The following is a 20,821-nucleotide window of genomic DNA, read 5'->3' as shown; positions in this document are numbered from 1 at the left end:
AACGTGACGCTGGCAGTGGATTGTCCACCTCGCATACCGACGAATTAATAAACTCTCAGGGGATGTTTTCTATGTCTACGCCATCAGCGCGTACCGGCGGTTCACTCGACGCCTGGTTTAAAATTTCACAACGTGGAAGCACTGTCCGTCAGGAAGTGGTTGCCGGGTTAACGACCTTCCTGGCGATGGTCTACTCCGTTATCGTCGTTCCGGGAATGCTGGGTAAAGCGGGCTTCCCGCCAGCAGCCGTTTTCGTTGCTACTTGTCTGGTTGCGGGAATCGGCTCGATTGTGATGGGGCTGTGGGCTAATTTGCCGCTGGCTATCGGCTGTGCGATTTCCCTGACCGCATTTACTGCGTTCAGTCTGGTGTTAGGGCAACAAATTAGTGTTCCGGTGGCGCTGGGTGCGGTATTCCTGATGGGGGTGCTGTTTACGGTAATTTCCGCCACGGGTATCCGTAGCTGGATTTTACGTAACTTACCGCAAGGTGTGGCGCATGGTACGGGGATTGGTATCGGCCTGTTCCTGTTATTGATCGCAGCCAACGGTGTTGGCCTGGTTATCAAAAACCCACTGGATGGTTTGCCTGTTGCGCTGGGTGATTTCGCCACTTTCCCGGTGATTATGTCACTGGTAGGTCTGGCGGTGATTATCGGCCTGGAAAAACTGAAAGTACCGGGCGGCATTCTGCTGACCATTATCGGGATCTCTATTGTTGGTCTGATTTTCGATCCTAATGTGCAGTTCTCCGGTGTTTTCGCCATGCCGTCGCTGAGCGATGAAAATGGTAATTCACTGATTGGCAGCCTGGACATTATGGGCGCGCTAAATCCACTGGTTCTGCCGAGCGTGTTGGCACTGGTGATGACCGCAGTCTTTGACGCCACCGGGACAATCCGGGCTGTTGCCGGACAGGCGAATCTGCTGGATAAAGACGGGCAAATTATCGACGGCGGGAAAGCGTTGACAACCGACTCCCTGAGCAGCGTTTTCTCTGGTCTGGTTGGGGCCGCTCCAGCTGCGGTTTATATCGAATCGGCCGCAGGTACGGCAGCAGGCGGTAAAACCGGTCTGACGGCGATCACCGTGGGCGTATTGTTCCTGCTGATTCTGTTCCTTTCTCCGCTTTCTTATCTTGTGCCGGGTTATGCAACAGCTCCGGCGCTGATGTACGTTGGCTTGCTGATGCTGAGCAACGTGGCGAAAATTGATTTTGCTGACTTTGTCGATGCGATGGCAGGCCTGGTGACAGCGGTGTTTATCGTGCTGACATGTAATATCGTGACCGGCATTATGATTGGCTTCGCGACGCTGGTGATTGGTCGTCTGGTTTCCGGTGAATGGCGTAAACTGAACATTGGTACAGTCCTGATTGCTGTCGCTCTGGTTGCTTTTTATGCAGGCGGCTGGGCAATCTGATTCTGATTTTATACAGAAATCCGAAAACGGGCGGCTTTTGCTGCCCGTTTCTATTTTCTGCGCCCATCGCGGGAGCTTTTGCGATATTCTGAAAACGCGAGAAATCAGGCATAACGCCTTTCTCTGATCATAAGAAACATTGCAAACAGGGAACGCATGGAAATTTTCTTTACCATACTCATCATGACCCTTGTGGTCTCGCTGTCCGGGGTGGTCACACGTGTACTGCCCTTCCAGGTCCCCCTTCCATTAATGCAAATTGCCATTGGTGCGCTACTGGCGTGGCCAACGTTTGGCCTGCATGTGGAGTTCGATCCCGAACTTTTCCTGGTGTTATTTATCCCGCCACTGCTGTTTGCTGATGGCTGGAAAACACCAACCAGAGAGTTTCTGGAACACGGGCGAGAGATATTTGGCCTGGCACTTGCGCTGGTACTGGTCACTGTGGTCGGTATCGGTTTTCTCATCTACTGGGTGGTGCCGGGGATCCCGTTGATTCCAGCCTTTGCCCTGGCAGCGGTACTTTCTCCTACTGATGCGGTCGCTCTTTCGGGGATTGTCGGTGAAGGGCGTATCCCGAAAAAAATCATGGGCATTTTGCAGGGCGAAGCGTTGATGAATGACGCCTCTGGTCTGGTGTCATTGAAATTTGCTGTTGCGGTGGCGATGGGCACAATGGTGTTTACTGTTGGTGGTGCCACCGTTGAGTTTCTTAAAGTCGCCATTGGCGGCATTCTTGCGGGCTTTGTGGTGAGCTGGTTGTATGGGCGTTCACTGCGCTTCCTGAGCCGCTGGGGTGGTGATGAGCCGGCAACGCAAATAGTATTGCTGTTCTTGCTGCCGTTTGCCTCTTACCTGATTGCAGAACATATTGGTGTTTCTGGCATTTTGGCTGCGGTCGCCGCCGGGATGACGATTACTCGCTCTGGAGTAATGCGCCGGGCGCCGTTGGCAATGCGATTGCGTGCTAACAGTACCTGGGCGATGCTGGAGTTTGTCTTTAACGGCATGGTGTTCCTGCTGTTAGGGCTGCAATTGCCAGGAATTATGGAAACCTCACTGATTGCTGCAGAGGCCGATCCCAACGTCGAAGTCTGGATGTTGTTTATGGATATCGTCCTGATTTATGTCGCTCTAATGCTGGTGCGTTTTGGCTGGCTGTGGACGATGAAAAAACTCAGCAAGCGCTTCCTGAAGAAGAAACCGATGGAGTTTGGTTCGTGGAGTACGCGCGAAATCCTGATCGCTTCTTTTGCCGGCGTGCGTGGGGCGATTACCCTTGCGGGTGTGCTCTCAATACCGCTGTTATTGCCGGATGGCAATGTCTTCCCGGCACGCTACGAACTGGTGTTTCTTGCGGCGGGTGTCATCCTCTTCTCGTTGTTTGTCGGCGTGGTGATGTTACCGATCCTGTTGCAACATATTGAAGTTGCTGATCACTCACAGCAACTGAAAGAAGAGCGTATCGCCCGCGCAGCGACTGCAGAAGTCGCAATTGTTGCGATCCAGAAAATGGAAGAACGTCTGGCGGCAGATACCGAGGAGAACATTGATACGCAGCTACTTACGGAAGTGAGTTCGCGTGTTATTGGTAACCTGCGGCGTCGTGCTGATGGGCGAAACAATGTAGAAACGTCGTTACAGGAGGAAAACCTTGAGCGCCGTTTCCGCCTGGCCGCATTACGCTCTGAACGAGCTGAACTTTACCATTTGCGCGCCACACGTGAGATCAGTAATGAGACGCTGCAAAAGCTGTTGCACGATTTGGATTTGCTGGAAGCGTTATTGATAGAGAATCAATAAATTTAATCTGCCGGAATGGGCGTTAATACGCCCTCCGGCATTTTTAATCAGTAGGTGGTGAGATTAGTTCTTCTTCACAAATTCAGATTTCAACTTCATCGGGCCAAAACCATCGATTTTGCAATCAATGTTGTGGTCGCCTTCAACCAGACGAATGTTTTTCACTTTCGTACCGATTTTCAGCATTGAAGAGCTACCTTTTACTTTCAGATCTTTGATAACGGTGACGCTGTCGCCGTCTGCCAGCAAATTGCCGTTCGCATCTTTTACGATCAGCTCATCGCTTTCTTGTGCCGGTTCTGCATCGTTCCATTCGTGAGCGCATTCCGGGCAGATATACATGCCGTTATCTTCATAGGTGTATTCGGAGTTGCATTTAGGGCAGTTTGGTAATGACATGGTGATTTCCTCAAAAGTCAGTAGGGCAAAAGCACCTAAAATGGGGCAGATTGCCGCAAAAGGCCGCAATTATACACAAAATCCCTGTAGTTGTCGGGGATAATTATTGATTAAGGGTTACGCTATTTGGGGCCGATAATGAGAAAAAGATGTAAATAAATTATTTTAGACCTTAAATTGCCTATCTTTATTATTTGCGTTATGGTTGTCATTTATAAGTAATTTGATGTCTTGCATATGATTTTATTACAATCATAAATTATAGAATTTATTACTGAATAACCATAAAGCCATATATAACAAAAACTTAGTTAAATTATTTAATTCCAGGCGTAATTATCAAAGCTGTAAACACAATATTAATAATAAACGGCTTAGTAAAATAATTAAAATTTGCGTTAAGGAAGTATTTTATGTACACACAAACAATATATGAATTAAGCCAGGAGGCTGAGCGATTATTGCTGCTTGCCATTGAACAGCTTGATAGCGCGCAACATTCATCTGCCAGCCAGCAAGATACGGGTGTACCCACGGTAACTGAAGTAAAAGCCCAACGAGAAATGCTGCAAAACGAGTTATGCAAAGTGACGCGGCTTGAAATGGTGTTAGCCATTGTAGGCACGATGAAAGCAGGTAAATCGACGACAATCAATGCCATTGTTGGCACAGAAGTATTACCTAACCGCAACCGGCCAATGACCGCGCTTCCTACTCTTATTCGCCATACTCCAGGGCAAAAAGATCCCATACTGCATTTTTCACACGTTGCCCCTATCGATCAGTTAATGGCGGAGTTGCAACAGCGAATGCACACTTGTGATTATGCTTATCTGACCGAAGTCCTTGAGATCGATAAAGATATGCAGGCATTGCTGCAGCGAATAGAAACCGGGCTGGGGTTCGAAAAGCATTATCTTGGCGCACAGCCTATTTTTCAGTGTCTGAAAAGTCTTAATGATCTGGTGCGCTTATCAAAAGCGCTACGGGTGGATTTTCCCTTTACCGACTATGCCACCCTTGAACATATTCCAGTAATAGAAGTGGAGTTTGTTCATCTCGCCGGGCGTGAAGATTATCCGGGGCAATTGACGCTTCTCGATACACCTGGGCCAAACGAAGCCGGGCAACCTCACCTGCAAAAAATGCTGAGAGAGCAACTGGCGCGAGCATCTGCGGTACTGGCGATTATGGATTACACGCAACTTAAATCGGTGTCGGATGAAGATCTCCGCCAGACAATTGCCGCTGTTGGAAAATTGGTTCCGTTGTATGCGTTAGTGAATAAATTCGATCAACAAGATCGTAACAGTGATGATGAAGATCAAGTCAAAGCATTAATATCGGGCACGCTGATGAAGGGCTCGATTTCCCCAGGGCAAATTTTTCCAGTGTCGTCGATGTGGGGGTATCTGGCGAATCGTGCACGGTACGAACTACAGCAATATGGGCGATTACCGGATCCTGATGAACAGCGTTGGGTGCGAGACTTTGCAGATGCAGCGTTGGGCAGGCGTTGGCGTAATACTGATTTGACCGATAGCACCGCTATTCGCCAGGCTGCTGACCAGTTGTGGGAGGATTCGCTACTGGAACGCCCCATTCAGGCATTACTTCACGCAGCTTATGCAAACGCCTCGCTTTTTGCCTTGCGCTCGGCATCACATAAGATATTGAATTATGCGCAAACGAGACGTGATTCGCTTAATTTTCGTGAGCGAGCACTCAGTGTGGCCACTGAACAGTTACAGCAGCACATTGCACAGCTGGAAGATGATTTGCAGTTATTGAAAGTGAATCAGATGCAGGTTAACGATGAAATTAACCATGAAATCGTGCTGGCGCTGGCAGCTGCGGACCACTATTTGCAGCAACGCCAGAGCGATATTTTGCGTCAGTTCGTCGCGTTGTTTAATCGGAAAAATGTTCACGATAAGGCCATGCGAGAAGGCTGGCTGCCGCAAGCAGACATCACTGACGAGACCTTAGTCTTACCCGACGAAGGCCAGGCGCAGATCGTGCTAAGTAAAATTCGCGCGTCGTGTGAAGGCGTTTTGCTGGCGGCACAGGATGAGATTAGCCGTGATATGACGCTTCGATTCACCCAACTGGAATCGACCCTTAACCGGACCTTAACTGAAGCCGTGCGTCCCATTGAACAGCGGGTGGTATCAGCGTTGAATCATTCAGGATTTCATGCCCGTATACGTTTAGCACCATTGCACAGAACGATATTTAACTTCAATATCCGGCCATTTTTCGTGGAGGCGATAGCGGAGGAAGCTCCTCCTGATCGCCAGGGACGAATGCGTGAAACCTTCTCCCGTTGGTTTAATCAACCAGACTGGAGTGGTAACGAATATCTCAAAGAGAAGAGACGCTATACCCTGGAAATAACACGCCTGCACCAACACCTGACAGACTATGTTCAACTGTTTTGCCAACAAATCAGCAAAGCTTTAGCCGCTCACATCGATGTTTCTGTTACCGCCGCAATGGCAGCTTTCTTTAGCGATTTCACGCGCGAACTGGCTGAAATTCAGCAAAACCTGCGCGAAAGCCTGGTTGTGCGTCAGCACAATGAATCAGCACTCAATGTGTTACGAGAACAGTTAAAACAGACAATTTCCTCTACCGGATGGATGCTCGAAGATGCCCGTTTGCTTCGTGATGATATCCAGACACTTTTATTAACCGGGCATAATGATGACTAACGCGATACTGACCGGGCCTGGACGCGTACTGGAATCGGTGCAGCCAAAGTTTATGGTCTCCCTGCTACAGGATGATGACGCTACGGGTGAGATGCCGCAGCAGCAGTTTCGCCAGCGTTTAACGCAGGAGATCCTTGTCCAAACGCAACAACAGTGGGTTGCGCCCGGTGTCTACAGTAAGCAACTGGCGATGTCACTGCAATTGATGGAAAAACTGGTCGCGATACATGATCCCGGGCATCTGGCACTCACTCTGATTAACCAGCGTTTGCAGCATTTGTTGAATACAGAAAGCCCAGGCGCACTACATTACCCAATGCTTATCCTGCTTCATGAAAAATTCGTCGCCCGTTGTGCCTGGAAAGAGAAAGCACTGATGCAGCGTGGGCTGACAGTTCAGGCGGGTAACCACTGCGAGCAAATTTTCACGCGCTGGCGTGCAGGTGTGTATGACACATGGTCTTTGTCCGGGCGCTGTTTTATCGCCCTGGAGGAGCTGCGCTGGGGAGCGTTTGGCGATGCTTGTCGTCTGGCGGGGCCTGATGTGGCGACCCTGCTGATTGATAATTTGCGTTCGATGGCAACGGAGTATCTGGCACTCAGTATTCATGCCGCGCCTGCAACACGCCATTTTTATCACCACTGGATAACGCCGATGAACGGGAAAGGGGAATATAGCGAGTTATTAAGCTGGATGGGTGACTGGTGTGATGTGGACAAACATCCGGTGTGCTGGTCGGTGAGTCAGCGTTGGCAAAACGTTGCGTCGGGGATGCCCCGGCTCTGTTCCGCCGGGCGTCTTGCAGCTGCCATGATTGAGGAAATGTTTTAACTGTAAACTCATTGTGAATAATTGTTTACACCAATGAAATTGAATACGGTTTTTGGTGTGAAGTTGATCACAAATTTAAACGCTGGTAGGGTAAAAAGGTCATTAACCGCCCGCCTCAGGCGTCAACAGGTTCGGTTGTACAGTCCTTAACCGGACCGTGTAAGTAAACCTGCTACGCTTGTTTCAACGATTGCACCCTGCAATTCCCGCTTACCGTTAGCGGACGCCACGCTGAGTCATTTGGCGTGTGCGTACTCGGGCTTAGTCTGCGAGGACAGCTATGCTGAAAAAGAAAAAAGTAAAACCCATTACGCTTCGTGATGTCACGATTATCGATGACGGAAAATTGCGAAAAGCCATTACCGCAGCCTCGCTGGGTAACGCAATGGAATGGTTCGATTTTGGTGTTTATGGTTTTGTTGCTTACGCATTAGGTAAAGTGTTCTTTCCGGGAGCCGACCCCAGCGTGCAGATGGTTGCCGCACTTGCCACTTTCTCCGTTCCCTTTCTGATTCGACCGCTTGGCGGACTTTTCTTCGGTATGTTGGGCGATAAATATGGTCGCCAGAAGATCCTTGCGATCACCATTGTGATTATGTCGGTCAGTACTTTCTGTATCGGTTTAATTCCTTCCTATGCCTCCATTGGTATTTGGGCGCCGATCCTGTTGCTGCTCTGTAAGATGGCGCAAGGTTTCTCCGTCGGTGGCGAATATACCGGGGCATCGATATTTGTTGCGGAATACTCTCCTGACCGTAAACGTGGCTTTATGGGCAGCTGGCTGGACTTCGGTTCCATTGCCGGGTTTGTGCTGGGGGCAGGCGTGGTGGTCCTTATTTCGACCATTGTTGGCGAGGAGAATTTCCTCGACTGGGGCTGGCGTATTCCGTTCTTTATCGCTCTGCCGTTAGGGATTATTGGCCTTTACTTGCGTCATGCGCTGGAAGAGACACCCGCGTTCCAGCAACATGTTGAGAAACTGGAGCAGGGCGACCGTGAAGGTTTGCAGGATGGCCCAAAAGTTTCATTTAAAGAGATCGCCACTAAACACTGGCGTAGTTTGCTGGCATGTATTGGTCTGGTGATCGCGACGAACGTCACTTACTACATGTTGCTGACTTACATGCCGAGTTATCTTTCGCATAACCTGCATTACTCGGAAGATCACGGCGTGTTGATTATCATCGCTATTATGATCGGTATGCTGTTTGTGCAGCCAGTGATGGGGCTGCTTAGCGACCGGTTTGGCCGTCGTCCGTTTGTTATTCTCGGCAGTATTGCGCTGTTTGTGCTGGCGATTCCGGCGTTTATTTTGATTAATAGTAATATTATCGGCCTGATTTTTGCCGGGCTGTTGATGCTGGCGGTGATCCTCAACTGTTTTACCGGGGTCATGGCCTCCACGCTTCCGGCGATGTTCCCGACGCATATTCGCTACAGTGCACTGGCAGCTGCGTTTAATATTTCGGTATTGATTGCTGGTTTGACACCAACCGCAGCAGCCTGGTTGGTGGAAAGCTCGCATAATTTGATGATGCCAGCGTACTACCTGATGGTGGTGGCGGTGATTGGTTTAATTACTGGCATTACCATGAAAGAGACGGCGAATCGTCCGCTGAAAGGTGCGACACCAGCGGCGTCAGACTTGCAGGAAGCGAAGGAAATTCTTGGTGAGCATTACGATAATATTGAGCAGAAAATCGATGATATCGATCTCGAAATTGCCGATTTGCAGGCGAAACGTTCTCGTCTGGTGCAGCAACATCCGCGCATAGTGGAGTAACCTGACGCGATGCTGCACGCTTAAGGTTCACTTAATCTCCAGGATGCATACTCTCCTCCAGTTCAACGGAGGAGAGTGTCATGAAAAACCGTGTTTATGAAAGTTTAACGACTGTGTTTAGCGTGCTGGTGGTCAGCAGCTTTCTCTATATCTGGTTTGTGACTTACTGATTTTTTTAACTTGACCCAGGCTCTTGTGCCGCTGGCATCTTTACGATTTTGCAGGAAAAATTGCCCGTGATGCAGTTGCGTAATGCGGCTGACAATACTTAATCCCAGGCCAATTCCACCATAGCGGCTGTCCATGCGCACAAATGCTTTGCTCAGTTCCCCACATTTACTTTCGTCAATGCCGGGGCCTTCATCTTCTACCGCCATAATGACACCATCATCAGCATCATCGAGATAAATCGTAATACTGGTTTCTTGTGGGCTATAGCGGTACGCATTTTCCACCAGATTTCGCAACAGCATCCGTAGTAACGTTGCATCTCCTTGCACCACAAAATCAACTGCACTTTCCGGGAGTAACAGCGTTTGCTGGCGTTGATCCAACATGGTGCTTAGCTCCTCGTAAGAAGGCACAATCACATCGTCAAGCAGTTTTACTTGTTGATAATTGCCCGAAGAAAATGACTGCCCGGCACGCGCCAGTTGCAGTAGCTGCGAGACGCTGGCCATCATTTGATCAAGGCGTGCCAACAGAGGGGATACATCCACATGATGCGTTTTTGCCAGTAACTCCAGATGGAGGCGCACGCCAGCCAGTGGAGTGCGCAGCTCGTGAGCGACATCAGCAGTGAATAACCGTTCATTATCCAGCGTGTTGGTCAGGCGAGTGACAAGGTCATTCAGCGCCGTCACCACTGACATAATCTCCAGAGTCGAACTTTGAATATCAATAGGTGCCAGGTTATCTGCCGTGCGGGCATCCAGCTCTTTTTGCAACTCAGCCAGTGGGCGAGTAATACGATGAACGGCCTGATAACAAATAAACAGTGTCAGACCCACCATAAACAAGCCGGGAACGATCAGGCTGGCCACTGCCTCACGGACTTCTTCCATAATACGATGGTCATTATTACGGTTGTCGCGGATGGCTTGCTCGAAAAACTGAATTTGCTCAATGCTTTCATGCCATAGCCAAATAGAACTAATAAGCTGAAAGACAACCAAAATCAGCCCAACGGTGATCATCAGCCGTTGACGGAGTGTCATTGGGTGATTCAAAAAGCGCTTCAGATTCACTTAGCTTCCTCAGAGGTAACCAGCATATAGCCAAAACCGCGCACGGTGCGGATTCGCTCCTTGCCGATTTTGTCGCGCAGGTTATGGATATGCACTTCCAGCGTGTTGGTGGAAGGCTCGTTATCCCAGTTATAAATATCGTTGTAGAGAATTTCCCGGTGTACAGGGCTACCTGCTTTGAGCATTAACCGCGACAGCAGCGCGTACTCTTTTGGCGTCAGGATCAGTTCTTCATTCCCCATCCACACCTGGCGTCGTCCCATAATCAGCTTAAGATTGCCAATATTGAGTTCACTTTCACCCTGGGTATTGTGTCGGCGTAACAAGGCGCGGATGCGGGCATGTAGCTCCTCCAGCGCAAAGGGTTTCACCAGATAATCATCTGCACCGACATCCAGCCCGGCGATTTTGTCAGTGAGCGTGTCGCGTGCAGTCAGAATCAGAACTGGCAGAGTGTGTTTTTTCTGCCGGATACGAGCAAGAAAGTGCAAGCCATCTTCGTCGGGCAAGCCGAGATCGAGCACAACCAGGCTGTAATGCCCGCTCTCCAGAAACTGCTCGGCAGCGCGAGCCGTTGAAACACCGTCGCAGGCATAACCTTCGGTTTGCGCAGCAAGGATTAATCCCTGTAGTAACAATGTATCGTCTTCAACAATTAAGATTTTCATCGAGCGTTTCTCCGGCATTGCTGCAAAATATCATCTGTGGCCTGGTAATACGATGTTTGTACGCCCGTAAGTCCCAGCATGGTTGAGAATAAATTGTCCTGCGAATAATGCTGTGTCGCGGCCTGTTTTTGCAGGCAACTCTGGTCGACACCATAGCGTTTTTGATAGTCCTCTGACAGCCAGAGCAGCATCGGTACCTGTTTTTGCACATCCGGGGCGATGGCATATGGCAACCCATGCAGGTAAACACCGTTATCCCCCAGAGATTCCCCGTGGTCTGAGAGATAAACCAGGCTGGTGGTGAATTTGTCCTGATGCGCTTTCAGAAGATTAATCGCTTTATCAACAATATAGTCAACATACACCAGCGTATTGTCATAGGTATTCACCAGTTGTTCCTGCGAACAAGTCTGGATTTCGTTGGTATCGCAGGTGGGGGTAAATTTCCTGAACTGCGGTGGGTATCGGTTGAAGTAGGTGGGGCCGTGGCTACCAATAGTGTGTAACACGATGACGCCATCGCCTTGCAGATTATTTATGTAATCTTCAAGCCCATGGAACAGCACTTCGTCATAGCATTCGCCGTTAATACATTGACCGGGCAAATTCAGTGCAGTCATATTCTGATGTGGCACACGGTCACAGGCACCTTTACAGCCACCATCATTGTCATTCCACAAAACATTGATACCCGCACGCTGAATCACATCCAGCAGACCTTCCTGATGCTGCGCCAGTTCTTCATCATAATGTTTGCGCGGCATATCTGAGAACATGCAGGGTACGGATACTGCTGTCGCAGTTCCGCAGGATGCAGTATTCGGGAAGTAGACGACATTATCTTTTGCCAGACGAGGGTTGGTATCACGGGGGTAACCGTTAAGTGAGAAATTCTCCGCCCGCGATGTCTCGCCAACGATCAGAATGGTCAGGTTTTTGCGCTCCCCTTGTTGCATCAGTGGTGTGCGATGCGCATCTTCGCCAATACGCACCAGCGGCAAGTGCGCCAGGCGCTGATGAGAGTACCATGACCAACTGGCAACGATGCTGTTCGACGGGCTGAGCGATTTCACCAGCTCTTTATTATTGCGAAAGAGTGACGCGTAATCTTTATAGAACAAGGCTGCAATAAGCAGAATGATCAGCACTGAGACCAGTACATTTGCACCACGAATTAGCCCGCTGCGTAACCGTGATGGTGCTGGCGTAATTTTGATCCAACACGCAATGAACGCGGCCAGAATGCCACTCAGACCCAGAGTCAGCAGCATTTGTGGTGTCATTAATGCAAAGGATTCGGCGGGAGTGGTATCGACGATATTGGCAATCATTGAGCGGTCAATGACGATACCATAAGTCATGATGAAATATTGTGCTGATGCTGCAACCAGAATAAACACACAAGCCAGCAGGCGGTGCAACCACAAGAACGACGCCAGTGTCAGTACTATATTGATCACGCTAAAAGCGACAAACGGCATGGAGATGAAGACCAGCACATTACGCGTTGAATCGAGGGGCAGCACCCGCATCACCTGGTTGTAAAAGGCGACGTTCAGGCACACGGAAATATAGACTGAAACCAGAAGTAGCCAGCTTGTCAGGCTAAGAGAAGGTCTTTTTAACAGGAGCTTAAACATTACGGTCTTTCCATCGAATAGATGGCGATATCTTTTCAGAATAAAATTAAGCCAACCTTAAGATCTTAAGGTTGGCTTAAAGACAGCTTTCATTAACACATTGCTTACTGACGAATCCGATGTTCGGCAACGTAGTGCAATGGCGTCATACCATAAAATTCTTTAAATACGGCAATAAAATAGGATGTGCTGTTGTAACCGCAGGACTGTGAAACCTGAGAAATATTTTTATCATCCATCAATAATTGATTTACCGCATAGCGCATTCGGCAGGTGGTGATTATTTGGCTGTAACTGGTGTTTTCACTTTTAAGCTTTTTCTTTAACAAACTGGGGCTGAGACATAAACAGCTGGCTACCATACTAAGATTCCAGTCTTTATGGATGTCGCTCTCGATAATATGATAAACGCTGTCACTGACGCAGCTGCGTAGCATATACATCAACAGCGGGATAAATTTTTTACTTTCGAGGAAACGGGATAAAACAGTGAATAACAGTGAGCGGGTACGTTCTTTTTCAACTTCGTTCTCGGGGTCTTTAGCGCTGTGCTGCGCGGCGACACGAAAGACGTCGGGAGTCAGGCTGGTCGCGGTGAGAAGCGGGGTTGCACTTCGTTGCCAGAGAGGAAACTGAGAGAGGTCTTTATTCAGAAAGCGGAGATAATCTTTGATGATGTCGAGACTTATGTGGGCAACAAGCTCATTATTCAGTGAGGAGATATCGACAATATTATTATCACAAGCGATTAACGCCATGTTATTCGCTTTTAAATTTACAGGCTCCTTGCCATTTACCCTAAGCCAAACATCCTTCTCGGTTAATACCACGACACAAGGTTGACTGCTGCAAATTCTCATACCCGAACTCCAGGAATAAGTATTAAAAAGTGATCTCACCAGAAGGATAAGATAACAAAATGTTAGATTTGTATGATGATTCAAAGATGCATAAAATAGCGCGTTAATTTTTAAATGCAATATTAAAAAAGGCAAATGTTCTGTACAAAAATTTTTACGCTATTGGCAATGCATTAATATCAGGCAAAAAAAAGCGCGGGGTGGGACCGCGCAAAGAGGTATGACGTGTGATGTATTTGCAGCAATACTCAGGACATGCTTGTCATACCAAAATCGTCTTTACCAGGTTTGAAGGAGTGTTTATTGTTGGCAATTATTAATCGCTAATTTTTAGCTGTAAAGTGGTTGAAATTAAAGCGTTTTTATATATTTGTTATTATTTACAGCGAGTTAAATCGAAATTAATGGCTATTTCATTCGAAGATTTTCGACAGCAAAACTATTTTTTTATCTGATAGTGATATTAAAAATCAGGCGACGTTGTTGGTTAAGTTTCACCGGCGACTGACTGCACCGCTAAGGTGCAGTCACTTCTGGTGCTCAGGTGATTAAGCCATAGCGCAGGAGCTGGCGGCAATGAAGGCGGGCAAGCAATAACACCGTCGTTAATGCCCCCAGCAGTGCGCAGAACATATCGGATTGCGTGTCCCACTGGTCGCCCTGTGTACCGAGAAAATCATCCGCTCCCTGGCCCATTGCCAGCGCCGCCCACCACTCGATTAATTCATACATCGCGCTTATCGCCAGTGCCACGCAGCAGACCAGAAACGCTACCATCTTACGTCCGCGAACGTACATCCCACGCACGAGGATCTCTCGTGCCACCAGTGCAGGCACCAGCCCCTGGAAAAAATGCCCCAGCTTGTCATACGGATTACGGCTCAATCCCAACCATTCTTGCACCTCAAAACCAACGGGGACTTTCGCGTAGGTGTATTGTCCGCCGACCATCAGGATGATGGCGTGAAAGAAAATGAGCGTATAGAGCAGCGGCGTTAACGGATAACGTCTGGCGGTGGCAAGCAGTAGCGGCACCACGATAATCACCGGTGTCACTTCCATCAGCCAGGTGAGTTTGTCATGGGTCGAAATGCCGGTATAAATCAGGATTAACGTTAGCGCCAGTGCGCCGGTGTTAAGAATTAATGGCTTGAGTGAGCGGGTCATGGTGAGTTCGCAAGTCAGGAAAAATACTGACTATTCACCAGCAAGCGTGAAATTACAATCGCAAAAGAGGTGGCCCAGGGGGATCACCTGGCAGCGTGCCGCCAGGCGCTGGGCCGAAGAGGTTACTTAGTGCAGTTCGCGCACTGTTTGTTGACGATTTGCTGGAAGAAGTCGTTACCTTTGTCATCGACCAGGATAAACGCCGGGAAATCTTCTACTTCGATTTTCCAGATAGCTTCCATACCCAGCTCCGGATAGGCGACACATTCCAGATGCTTGATGCTCTGCTGTGCCAGTACCGCCGCCGGGCCGCCGATGCTGCCGAGGTAGAAGCCGCCGTGTTTATGACATGCGTCGGTGACCTGCTGACTGCGGTTACCTTTTGCCAGCATGATCATGCTGCCGCCGTGGGATTGCAGCAGATCCACGTAGGAGTCCATCCGGCCTGCGGTGGTTGGGCCAAGTGAACCTGATGGATAACCGGCAGGCGTTTTCGCCGGACCCGCATAGTAGATTGGGTGATCTTTGATGTACTGCGGCAGTTCTTTACCGGCGTCGATCAGCTCTTTCAATTTGGCGTGTGCAATATCGCGACCCACGATAATGGTGCCGGTGAGCGACAAGCGGGTGGATACCGGGTATTGCGAAAGCTGGGCGAGGATCTCTTTCATCGGGCGGTTAAGGTCGACTTTCACCGCTTCGCCTTCACCTGCCTGACGCAGTTCTTGTGGAATGTACTGGCCTGGATTGTGTTCCAGTTTTTCGATCCAGATACCTTCGCGGTTGATTTTCGCTTTAATGTTACGGTCAGCGGAGCAGGAGACGCCCATACCTACCGGGCAGGATGCGCCGTGACGTGGCAGACGGATCACGCGGATATCGTGCGCGAAGTATTTACCGCCAAACTGCGCACCAGGGCCGAGTTTCTGTGCTTCTTCTAACAGTTCCTGTTCCAGTTGCACATCGCGGAACGCCTGGCCGTGTTCATTCCCTTCCGTCGGCAGTTCATCGTAATAGTGAGCGCTTGCTAACTTGACGGTTTTTAGGTTGGTTTCAGCAGACGTACCGCCAATCACAAACGCGATATGGTACGGCGGGCAGGCTGCAGTACCGAGGGTACGCATTTTCTCAACGAGGAAGTTTTTCAGTTTGCCGGGAGTCAGCAGAGCTTTGGTTTCCTGGTAGAGATACGTTTTGTTGGCAGAACCACCGCCTTTCGCAACGCAGAGGAATTTGTATTCGTCGCCATCTACCGCGTACAGGTCGATTTGTGCAGGCAGGTTCGTGCCGGTGTTGACCTCTTTGTACATATCCAGCGGCGCGTTTTGTGAGTAACGCAGGTTATCTTCGATATAAGTGTTATAGACACCTTTCGACAGCGCTTCTTCATCGCCACCGCCGGTCCAAACTCGCTGACCTTTTTTACCGACGATGATCGCGGTGCCAGTATCCTGGCAGGTTGGCAGCACGCCTTTGGCGGCGATTTCTGAGTTTCTTAAGAATTGCAGCGCCACGTACTTGTCGTTTTCGCTGGCTTCTGGATCGTGAAGAATAGCAGCAACCTGTTTCTGGTGTGCCGGGCGGAGCATGAACGAAGCGTCATGGAAGGCTTGCTGCGCCAGCATGGTCAGGGCTTCTGGTTCCACTTTCAGGATAGTTTCGCCGTCGAATTCGGCAACGCTGACGTAATCGGAAGTGAGCAGATAATACTCAGTATTGTCTTTCCCCATCGGGAAAGGTTCCTGATAGATAAAGGGTTTGTTTGACATAGCTTCCAGCCTGTAACTCTGTATCTGTTATACGAAAAATGACGTGCCGCGTGGTGACGAGCGGCACGCAGAGTGTTTTATAAAAAACCGTACATTGCGGCGAAGATCCAGCCAAAGACACAGGATACGCTCACGCCGATCAACCCTGGCAGAATAAAGCTGTGGTTGATAACGAAGCGTCCGATGTGGGTAGTACCGGAACGGTCAAACTGAATCGCTGCCAGATCGCTCGGATAAGTCGGCAAGATGTAATAACCGTAACAAGCCGGAGCGGAAGCGACGATATAAGCCGGGTCAACACCGATTGCCAGGGCTAATGGCACAATCGCCGCCAGCGCTGCCGCCTGCGAATTAACAAACTTGGAGACCAACAGCAGGACAATGGCGTAGGCCCACGGGTACTCTTTCACCATTTCGCCCAGCACTGACTCGATTTCAGCCATATGTGCGCCAAACATGGTTTCTGCCATCCAGGCAATTCCATATACCGCCACGATAGCGATCATACCGGAGCGGAAAACCTCATTTTTTGAAATTGCCGCAGGATTGGTTTTAGTGAGGATGATAATCAGCGCCCCGGTCAGCAGCATAAACATCTGAATGACCAGAACCATCGACAATGCTTTGCCACCAAAGACAGGGCGTAGCTCAGAAAACGCCCCCAGCAGTGCTACCACAGCAATTGCCGCCAGGAAAATCCACATTGCCAGCCAGTTGCTCTTCGGCAGTTTTTTATCCAGCAGCGTAGCGGTATCGCCGTAAACATACTGATAGTTTTCTGGTACAGAGATAAATTTCTGAAACTCTTCGTCTTTATCCAGATCTTTACCACGGAACCAGCTAAAGATACCGATCGCCAGGATACCTAACAGTGTCGAGGGAATAGTAATAGAAAGCAGGTCGAGGAACTCAAGATGACGACCATCGAAAGTGACATTGCCCAGCATTGCGACCAGTGACACGACCGCAACCGACACCGGGCTTGCGATAATCCCCATTTGCGCGCCAATAGAACTTGCCGCCATCGGGCGTTCCGGGCGAATGTTGTTCTTGATAGCGACGTCATAGATGATTGGCAAAATGGTGTAAACCACGTGACCCGTACCGCAAAGAATGGTCAGCGTGCAGGTTACAAACGGTGCGACGATGGAGACATATTTCGGATTGCGGCGCAGCATTTTCTCTGCGATTTGCAGCATCACGTCCAGCCCGCCTGAGGCCTGAAGTGTCGCAGATGCTGCCACCACCGCAATAATTACCAGCATCACATCAACGGGCGGTTTACCCGGCTGAAGATGAAAAACGAAGACCAGAATAACCAGACCGATACCGCCTAATAAACCCAGAGCGATCCCGCCTTTTCTGGCGCCATAGAAGAGACAGATTAATATTATGAGTAGCTGTAATGTAAATAACATTTATAAACCCTCGCGATAAGCATGTAATTTTTGTTAAATAGATCACAGTCTCTTTTTGTCGGTTATGCTTTGTAATGAAGAGACTGGTGTTTATATTTTTATCGTTTTGTGATTAATATCTGCCCTGGTGTTGAGAGATAATAAAAATATTCTGGCGATGGATTTATAAACGAAGGCAGGAGATGCATTGTCTTCTATCTGGCTGAAAACTAGTGATTATTATTGTGTATGTTGTGTTGTTGGCATTGTTCTGTCATACCAGATGAATTAAAGACTACTCCTTTGGGATTAAAAATAAATGCCAAAACGATGCTAAAATAGTTAATTAACTTTTGTTAGCGATTTTGTAATTAAAAACAGCATGAAGAATGAGCCGCTTCTACTAATAGAAATAGTGCGACAGGTTTTTTGATCTGCCGCAATATTTCCCCAGGAGTTGAATTAAGGATATAACAGAATATATACGCTAAATAATTCAAGTTGCAGGAACGCAGTCGCAGCACATGCAACTTGAAGGATGACGAGTATGCGTAATGTTAGGAGTGGTTTTGCTGTTGATTATTATCCCTGACAATATTGTTTCAGCAACGAATAATGTTCAGGTTGAACGCGATAACGATAAACCGGGCGGCCCGTCACACCGTAGTGAATACTGGTAAATAAAATATGGCAATTCACCAACCAGATAAGGTACTTACGGCATGAGACGCGGGAGATATTCACTTCGTTAGCCAGTTCATCAGTGGAAAACTCGTAGTCCTGATGAGCATCTATCCATTGACAAAGGGTACGTAAGGTTTGTGATGTTAATCCTTTTGGCAGGCGGCGGGCATCTTGTTCTTTGTTTGTGCTGCCATGGATTAACTGATCTAATTCCGCCTGGTCGAAATACTGATGCTTCTCCATTGCCTGTTTCTTTTGCCGCCAGTTATTGAGCGCTTCTTCAAAACGGGTCGCCTGAAAGGGCTTGATCAAGTAATCGACGACACCGTAATGCAGTGAATCCTTGATAGTTGCTGCATCTGCCGCAGAAGAGATCACGATAACGTCTATTTTACGGCGTGCGCCATGCAGTATTGGCAGCAAATCAAGACCATTTTCTTTATGCATATAAATATCCAGCAGAATCAGATCAATGTGGATATCGCTGTTGAAAATAAGGTCTTCTGCCTGGACGAGTGTTGATACTGTGCCACAACACTGAAACCCAGGGATCTGCGTGACATAGCGGCGATTTAATTCCGCAACCATCGCATCGTCATCGATAATTAATACATTCATCATCTACTGGTTCTCTCCCTATCCCAGGGTATCTGAACAAAAAACTGGGTGAAAACACCGGGCTCGGATTCAACGGTAATACTTCCGCCAAGCCCTTCTACCTGCTGTTTGACGAGTGCCAGACCGACACCTCGTTCGCTTCCTTTTGTTGAGATACCTTTCTCAAAAATATGACTAATACGATCAGCCGTAATACCCGGACCATCATCACTCACTTCGCAGTGCAGCCAGCCATGGCGATAATGCAGGGCAACACTGATTTCACCACCCTTTTGTGAGCCTGATGCCTCCAGCGCATTTTCAATCAGGTTACCCAGTACGGTAATCAGGACTGCTTTTTGCTCCTCACTGGCGGTGTCCGGGACCAGGCTTTCATTGCTGATAATCAGCGAATGCCCGGCATCGGTAGTACGACTGATTTTGCTGATTAAGAATCCTGCAATCTCTGGCGGTTTAATTTTACCCAGTAGAGAACCGATCTCTTCCTGGTAATTATTCGCCGTTTTGAGAATGTACTCTTCCAATTGTTGATAACACTTCAGATGTAATAATCCGAGGATCACATGCAATTTATTCATAAATTCGTGGGATCGTTCACGAAGTGCATCTGCGTAGTTCACCAGGCCATCCAGACGCTGCATCAACTGCCGAACTTCGGTTTTATCCCTGAACGTTGAGATGGCGCCAATAATTTCGCCATCGATCCGTATGGGAACGGTGTTGATCAACAACAAACGGTCTTTTACTGTTTTTTCTTCATCCCGACGTGAAATCCCGTCGCGCAGCACATCGCTTAAATCAACGACCTGTGCCCAGGCATGGCTTAAAGTTGAAAGATGCGCATCATCCTGCGATGTGTGATAGTTGAGTAGCTGCTGCGCGGCGTCGTTTATCAGCGTAACTTCACCTTTATGATTAACAGCAATAACCCCTTCTTTCATGGATTGCAGCATCGCCTGACGCTGTTCGAAAAGGGCTGATATTTCATAAGGTTCAAGACCGAAAAGAATACGTTTGAGAACTTTTACCAATACCAGGGAGCCAATTAATCCAACCAACATGCCGAATAAAATCGACCAGATAATGCTCCAGCGACTATTGTTAATTTGCTCAGCAACGCGACTCAACTCCATGCCGATAGCGACGACACCAATCTGACGGTGATTTTCGTCATACACCGGGGTAAACACCCGTAACGCCTGAGCGAGAAATCCACGATTAACATCAACGTTTTCCTGGCCTTTTAACGCCAGTAAAATATCGTCGCCTTTAAATTGCTGACCAATCCGTTGAGCTTCCGGATGGGAGTGGCGCAATCCTTGCATATCAGTGACCACAATAAACAGTAGATCGTTACGTTTGCGTACTGCTTCGGCGAATGTCTGGATGCCACTTTCAGTGGGAGATTTCTGTAAACCATTACGAATTTCAGGCGAATGAGCCAAAGAACGTGCCACCGCCAGCGCTTTGTCGGTCAGCGCATCTCGGGTCATGTCGCTGATTTGGGAAAAATAGATCAGATGGACGACTAGCAATACGGAAAATAGTACGGCGCTGACCATTAACATCACCGTCGTACCGAGTTTCATCGGTCGCTTACGTAACATACGGCAGGGTAAGGAATGTCTCATCGCGATCCCGAAAATTCTTATCGTGAGGGTATTATCACTGATGAATCACGTAATTCAAAGGGAGTACGCCGTTTCTATGCGCCAGCGCATATCCCCGCCATATATCAGGATGCATATGCTGCAAAGACGTCAGTTCACCCTGGTCATTGGCTAATGTAAGATTCTGGAGACCTGCCTGTAACACGAAT

General features: G+C 48.6%; 15 protein-coding genes and 1 pseudogene. 6 read left to right on the top strand and 10 right to left on the bottom strand.

Annotated features, from left to right (window positions below; all coding sequences use genetic code 11):
- Positions 1-71: 71 nt before the first annotated feature.
- Both ghxP and K0335_RS09570 read left to right on the top strand, forming a co-directional pair.
- Complete coding sequence (gene ghxP / locus K0335_RS09575) at positions 72-1,421, top strand: guanine/hypoxanthine transporter GhxP (protein ID WP_000106868.1); 1,350 nt, start codon at positions 72-74, stop codon at positions 1,419-1,421.
- A gap of 156 nt (positions 1,422-1,577) precedes the next feature.
- Positions 1,578-3,224, top strand: coding sequence for a Na+/H+ antiporter (locus tag K0335_RS09570; RefSeq protein ID WP_000402191.1), 1,647 nt, complete (start codon positions 1,578-1,580; stop codon positions 3,222-3,224).
- 63 nt (positions 3,225-3,287) lie between these two features.
- Here K0335_RS09570 and K0335_RS09565 read toward each other — a convergent pair whose 3' ends face one another.
- Positions 3,288-3,623 (bottom strand): zinc ribbon domain-containing protein YjdM, encoded by a 336-nt coding sequence (locus K0335_RS09565; protein ID WP_002431746.1) that lies wholly within the window; start codon positions 3,621-3,623, stop codon positions 3,288-3,290.
- Between the two features lie 413 nt (positions 3,624-4,036).
- On the opposite strand from K0335_RS09565, the gene crfC reads away from it, so the two are divergent.
- From crfC to pmrR, 4 genes are all read left to right on the top strand, one after another.
- The gene (gene crfC / locus K0335_RS09560; protein ID WP_104919866.1) at positions 4,037-6,337 is read left to right on the top strand and encodes a clamp-binding protein CrfC; all 2,301 of its coding nucleotides are present in this window, start codon (positions 4,037-4,039) and stop codon (positions 6,335-6,337) included.
- On the top strand, positions 6,330-7,169 hold the full coding sequence (locus K0335_RS09555) for a diguanylate cyclase regulator RdcB family protein (RefSeq protein ID WP_104917808.1): 840 nt from the start codon (positions 6,330-6,332) through the stop codon (positions 7,167-7,169). The genes crfC and K0335_RS09555 overlap by 8 nt, the downstream gene beginning before the upstream one ends.
- Before the next feature lie 280 nt (positions 7,170-7,449).
- Complete coding sequence (gene proP / locus K0335_RS09550; RefSeq protein WP_000914141.1) at positions 7,450-8,952, top strand: glycine betaine/L-proline transporter ProP; 1,503 nt, start codon at positions 7,450-7,452, stop codon at positions 8,950-8,952.
- An 80-nt stretch (positions 8,953-9,032) separates the two neighbouring features.
- Entirely contained in the window at positions 9,033-9,122 is a 90-nt protein-coding gene (pmrR, locus tag K0335_RS22700; RefSeq protein ID WP_169710673.1) for an LpxT activity modulator PmrR, read from the top strand.
- On the opposite strand, the pseudogene pmrB reads toward pmrR, so the two are convergent.
- The 9 genes and pseudogenes from pmrB to K0335_RS09505 form a co-directional block, all read right to left on the bottom strand.
- Positions 9,123-10,199: pseudogene (pmrB, locus tag K0335_RS09545) on the bottom strand (two-component system sensor histidine kinase PmrB); the annotation flags it as partial.
- A complete protein-coding gene (gene pmrA / locus K0335_RS09540; protein WP_000697902.1) occupies positions 10,196-10,867 on the bottom strand; it encodes a two-component system response regulator PmrA in 672 nt (223 codons plus the stop codon). The gene pmrA and the pseudogene pmrB, both read right to left, overlap by 4 nt.
- Complete coding sequence (eptA, locus tag K0335_RS09535) at positions 10,864-12,507, bottom strand: phosphoethanolamine transferase EptA (protein WP_104917807.1); 1,644 nt, start codon at positions 12,505-12,507, stop codon at positions 10,864-10,866. Before eptA ends, pmrA begins: the two co-directional genes overlap by 4 nt.
- A gap of 104 nt (positions 12,508-12,611) precedes the next feature.
- Positions 12,612-13,367 (bottom strand): AraC family transcriptional regulator, encoded by a 756-nt coding sequence (locus tag K0335_RS09530; protein WP_001217094.1) that lies wholly within the window; start codon positions 13,365-13,367, stop codon positions 12,612-12,614.
- Positions 13,368-13,907: 540 nt separating this feature from the next.
- On the bottom strand, positions 13,908-14,534 hold the full coding sequence (locus tag K0335_RS09525) for a DUF2238 domain-containing protein (protein WP_000198586.1): 627 nt from the start codon (positions 14,532-14,534) through the stop codon (positions 13,908-13,910).
- Positions 14,535-14,656: 122 nt separating this feature from the next.
- Positions 14,657-16,303 (bottom strand): class I fumarate hydratase, encoded by a 1,647-nt coding sequence (gene fumB, locus K0335_RS09520; protein ID WP_000066715.1) that lies wholly within the window; start codon positions 16,301-16,303, stop codon positions 14,657-14,659.
- Positions 16,304-16,380: 77 nt separating this feature from the next.
- Positions 16,381-17,721, bottom strand: coding sequence for an anaerobic C4-dicarboxylate transporter DcuB (dcuB, locus tag K0335_RS09515; protein WP_000899617.1), 1,341 nt, complete (start codon positions 17,719-17,721; stop codon positions 16,381-16,383).
- 561 nt (positions 17,722-18,282) lie between these two features.
- Positions 18,283-19,005 (bottom strand): two-component system response regulator DcuR, encoded by a 723-nt coding sequence (dcuR, locus tag K0335_RS09510; protein WP_000982280.1) that lies wholly within the window; start codon positions 19,003-19,005, stop codon positions 18,283-18,285.
- Entirely contained in the window at positions 19,002-20,633 is a 1,632-nt protein-coding gene (locus K0335_RS09505; protein ID WP_219393801.1) for a sensor histidine kinase, read from the bottom strand. Before K0335_RS09505 ends, dcuR begins: the two co-directional genes overlap by 4 nt.
- Positions 20,634-20,821: the final 188 nt, after the last annotated feature.

The sequence above is a fragment of the Escherichia sp. GZ89 genome, from assembly GCF_019366485.1.
GTDB lineage: Bacteria > Pseudomonadota > Gammaproteobacteria > Enterobacterales > Enterobacteriaceae > Escherichia > Escherichia fergusonii.
The sequence above is the reverse complement of the archived record's forward strand: the minus strand, read 5'-3'. Positions and strand labels throughout refer to the sequence as shown.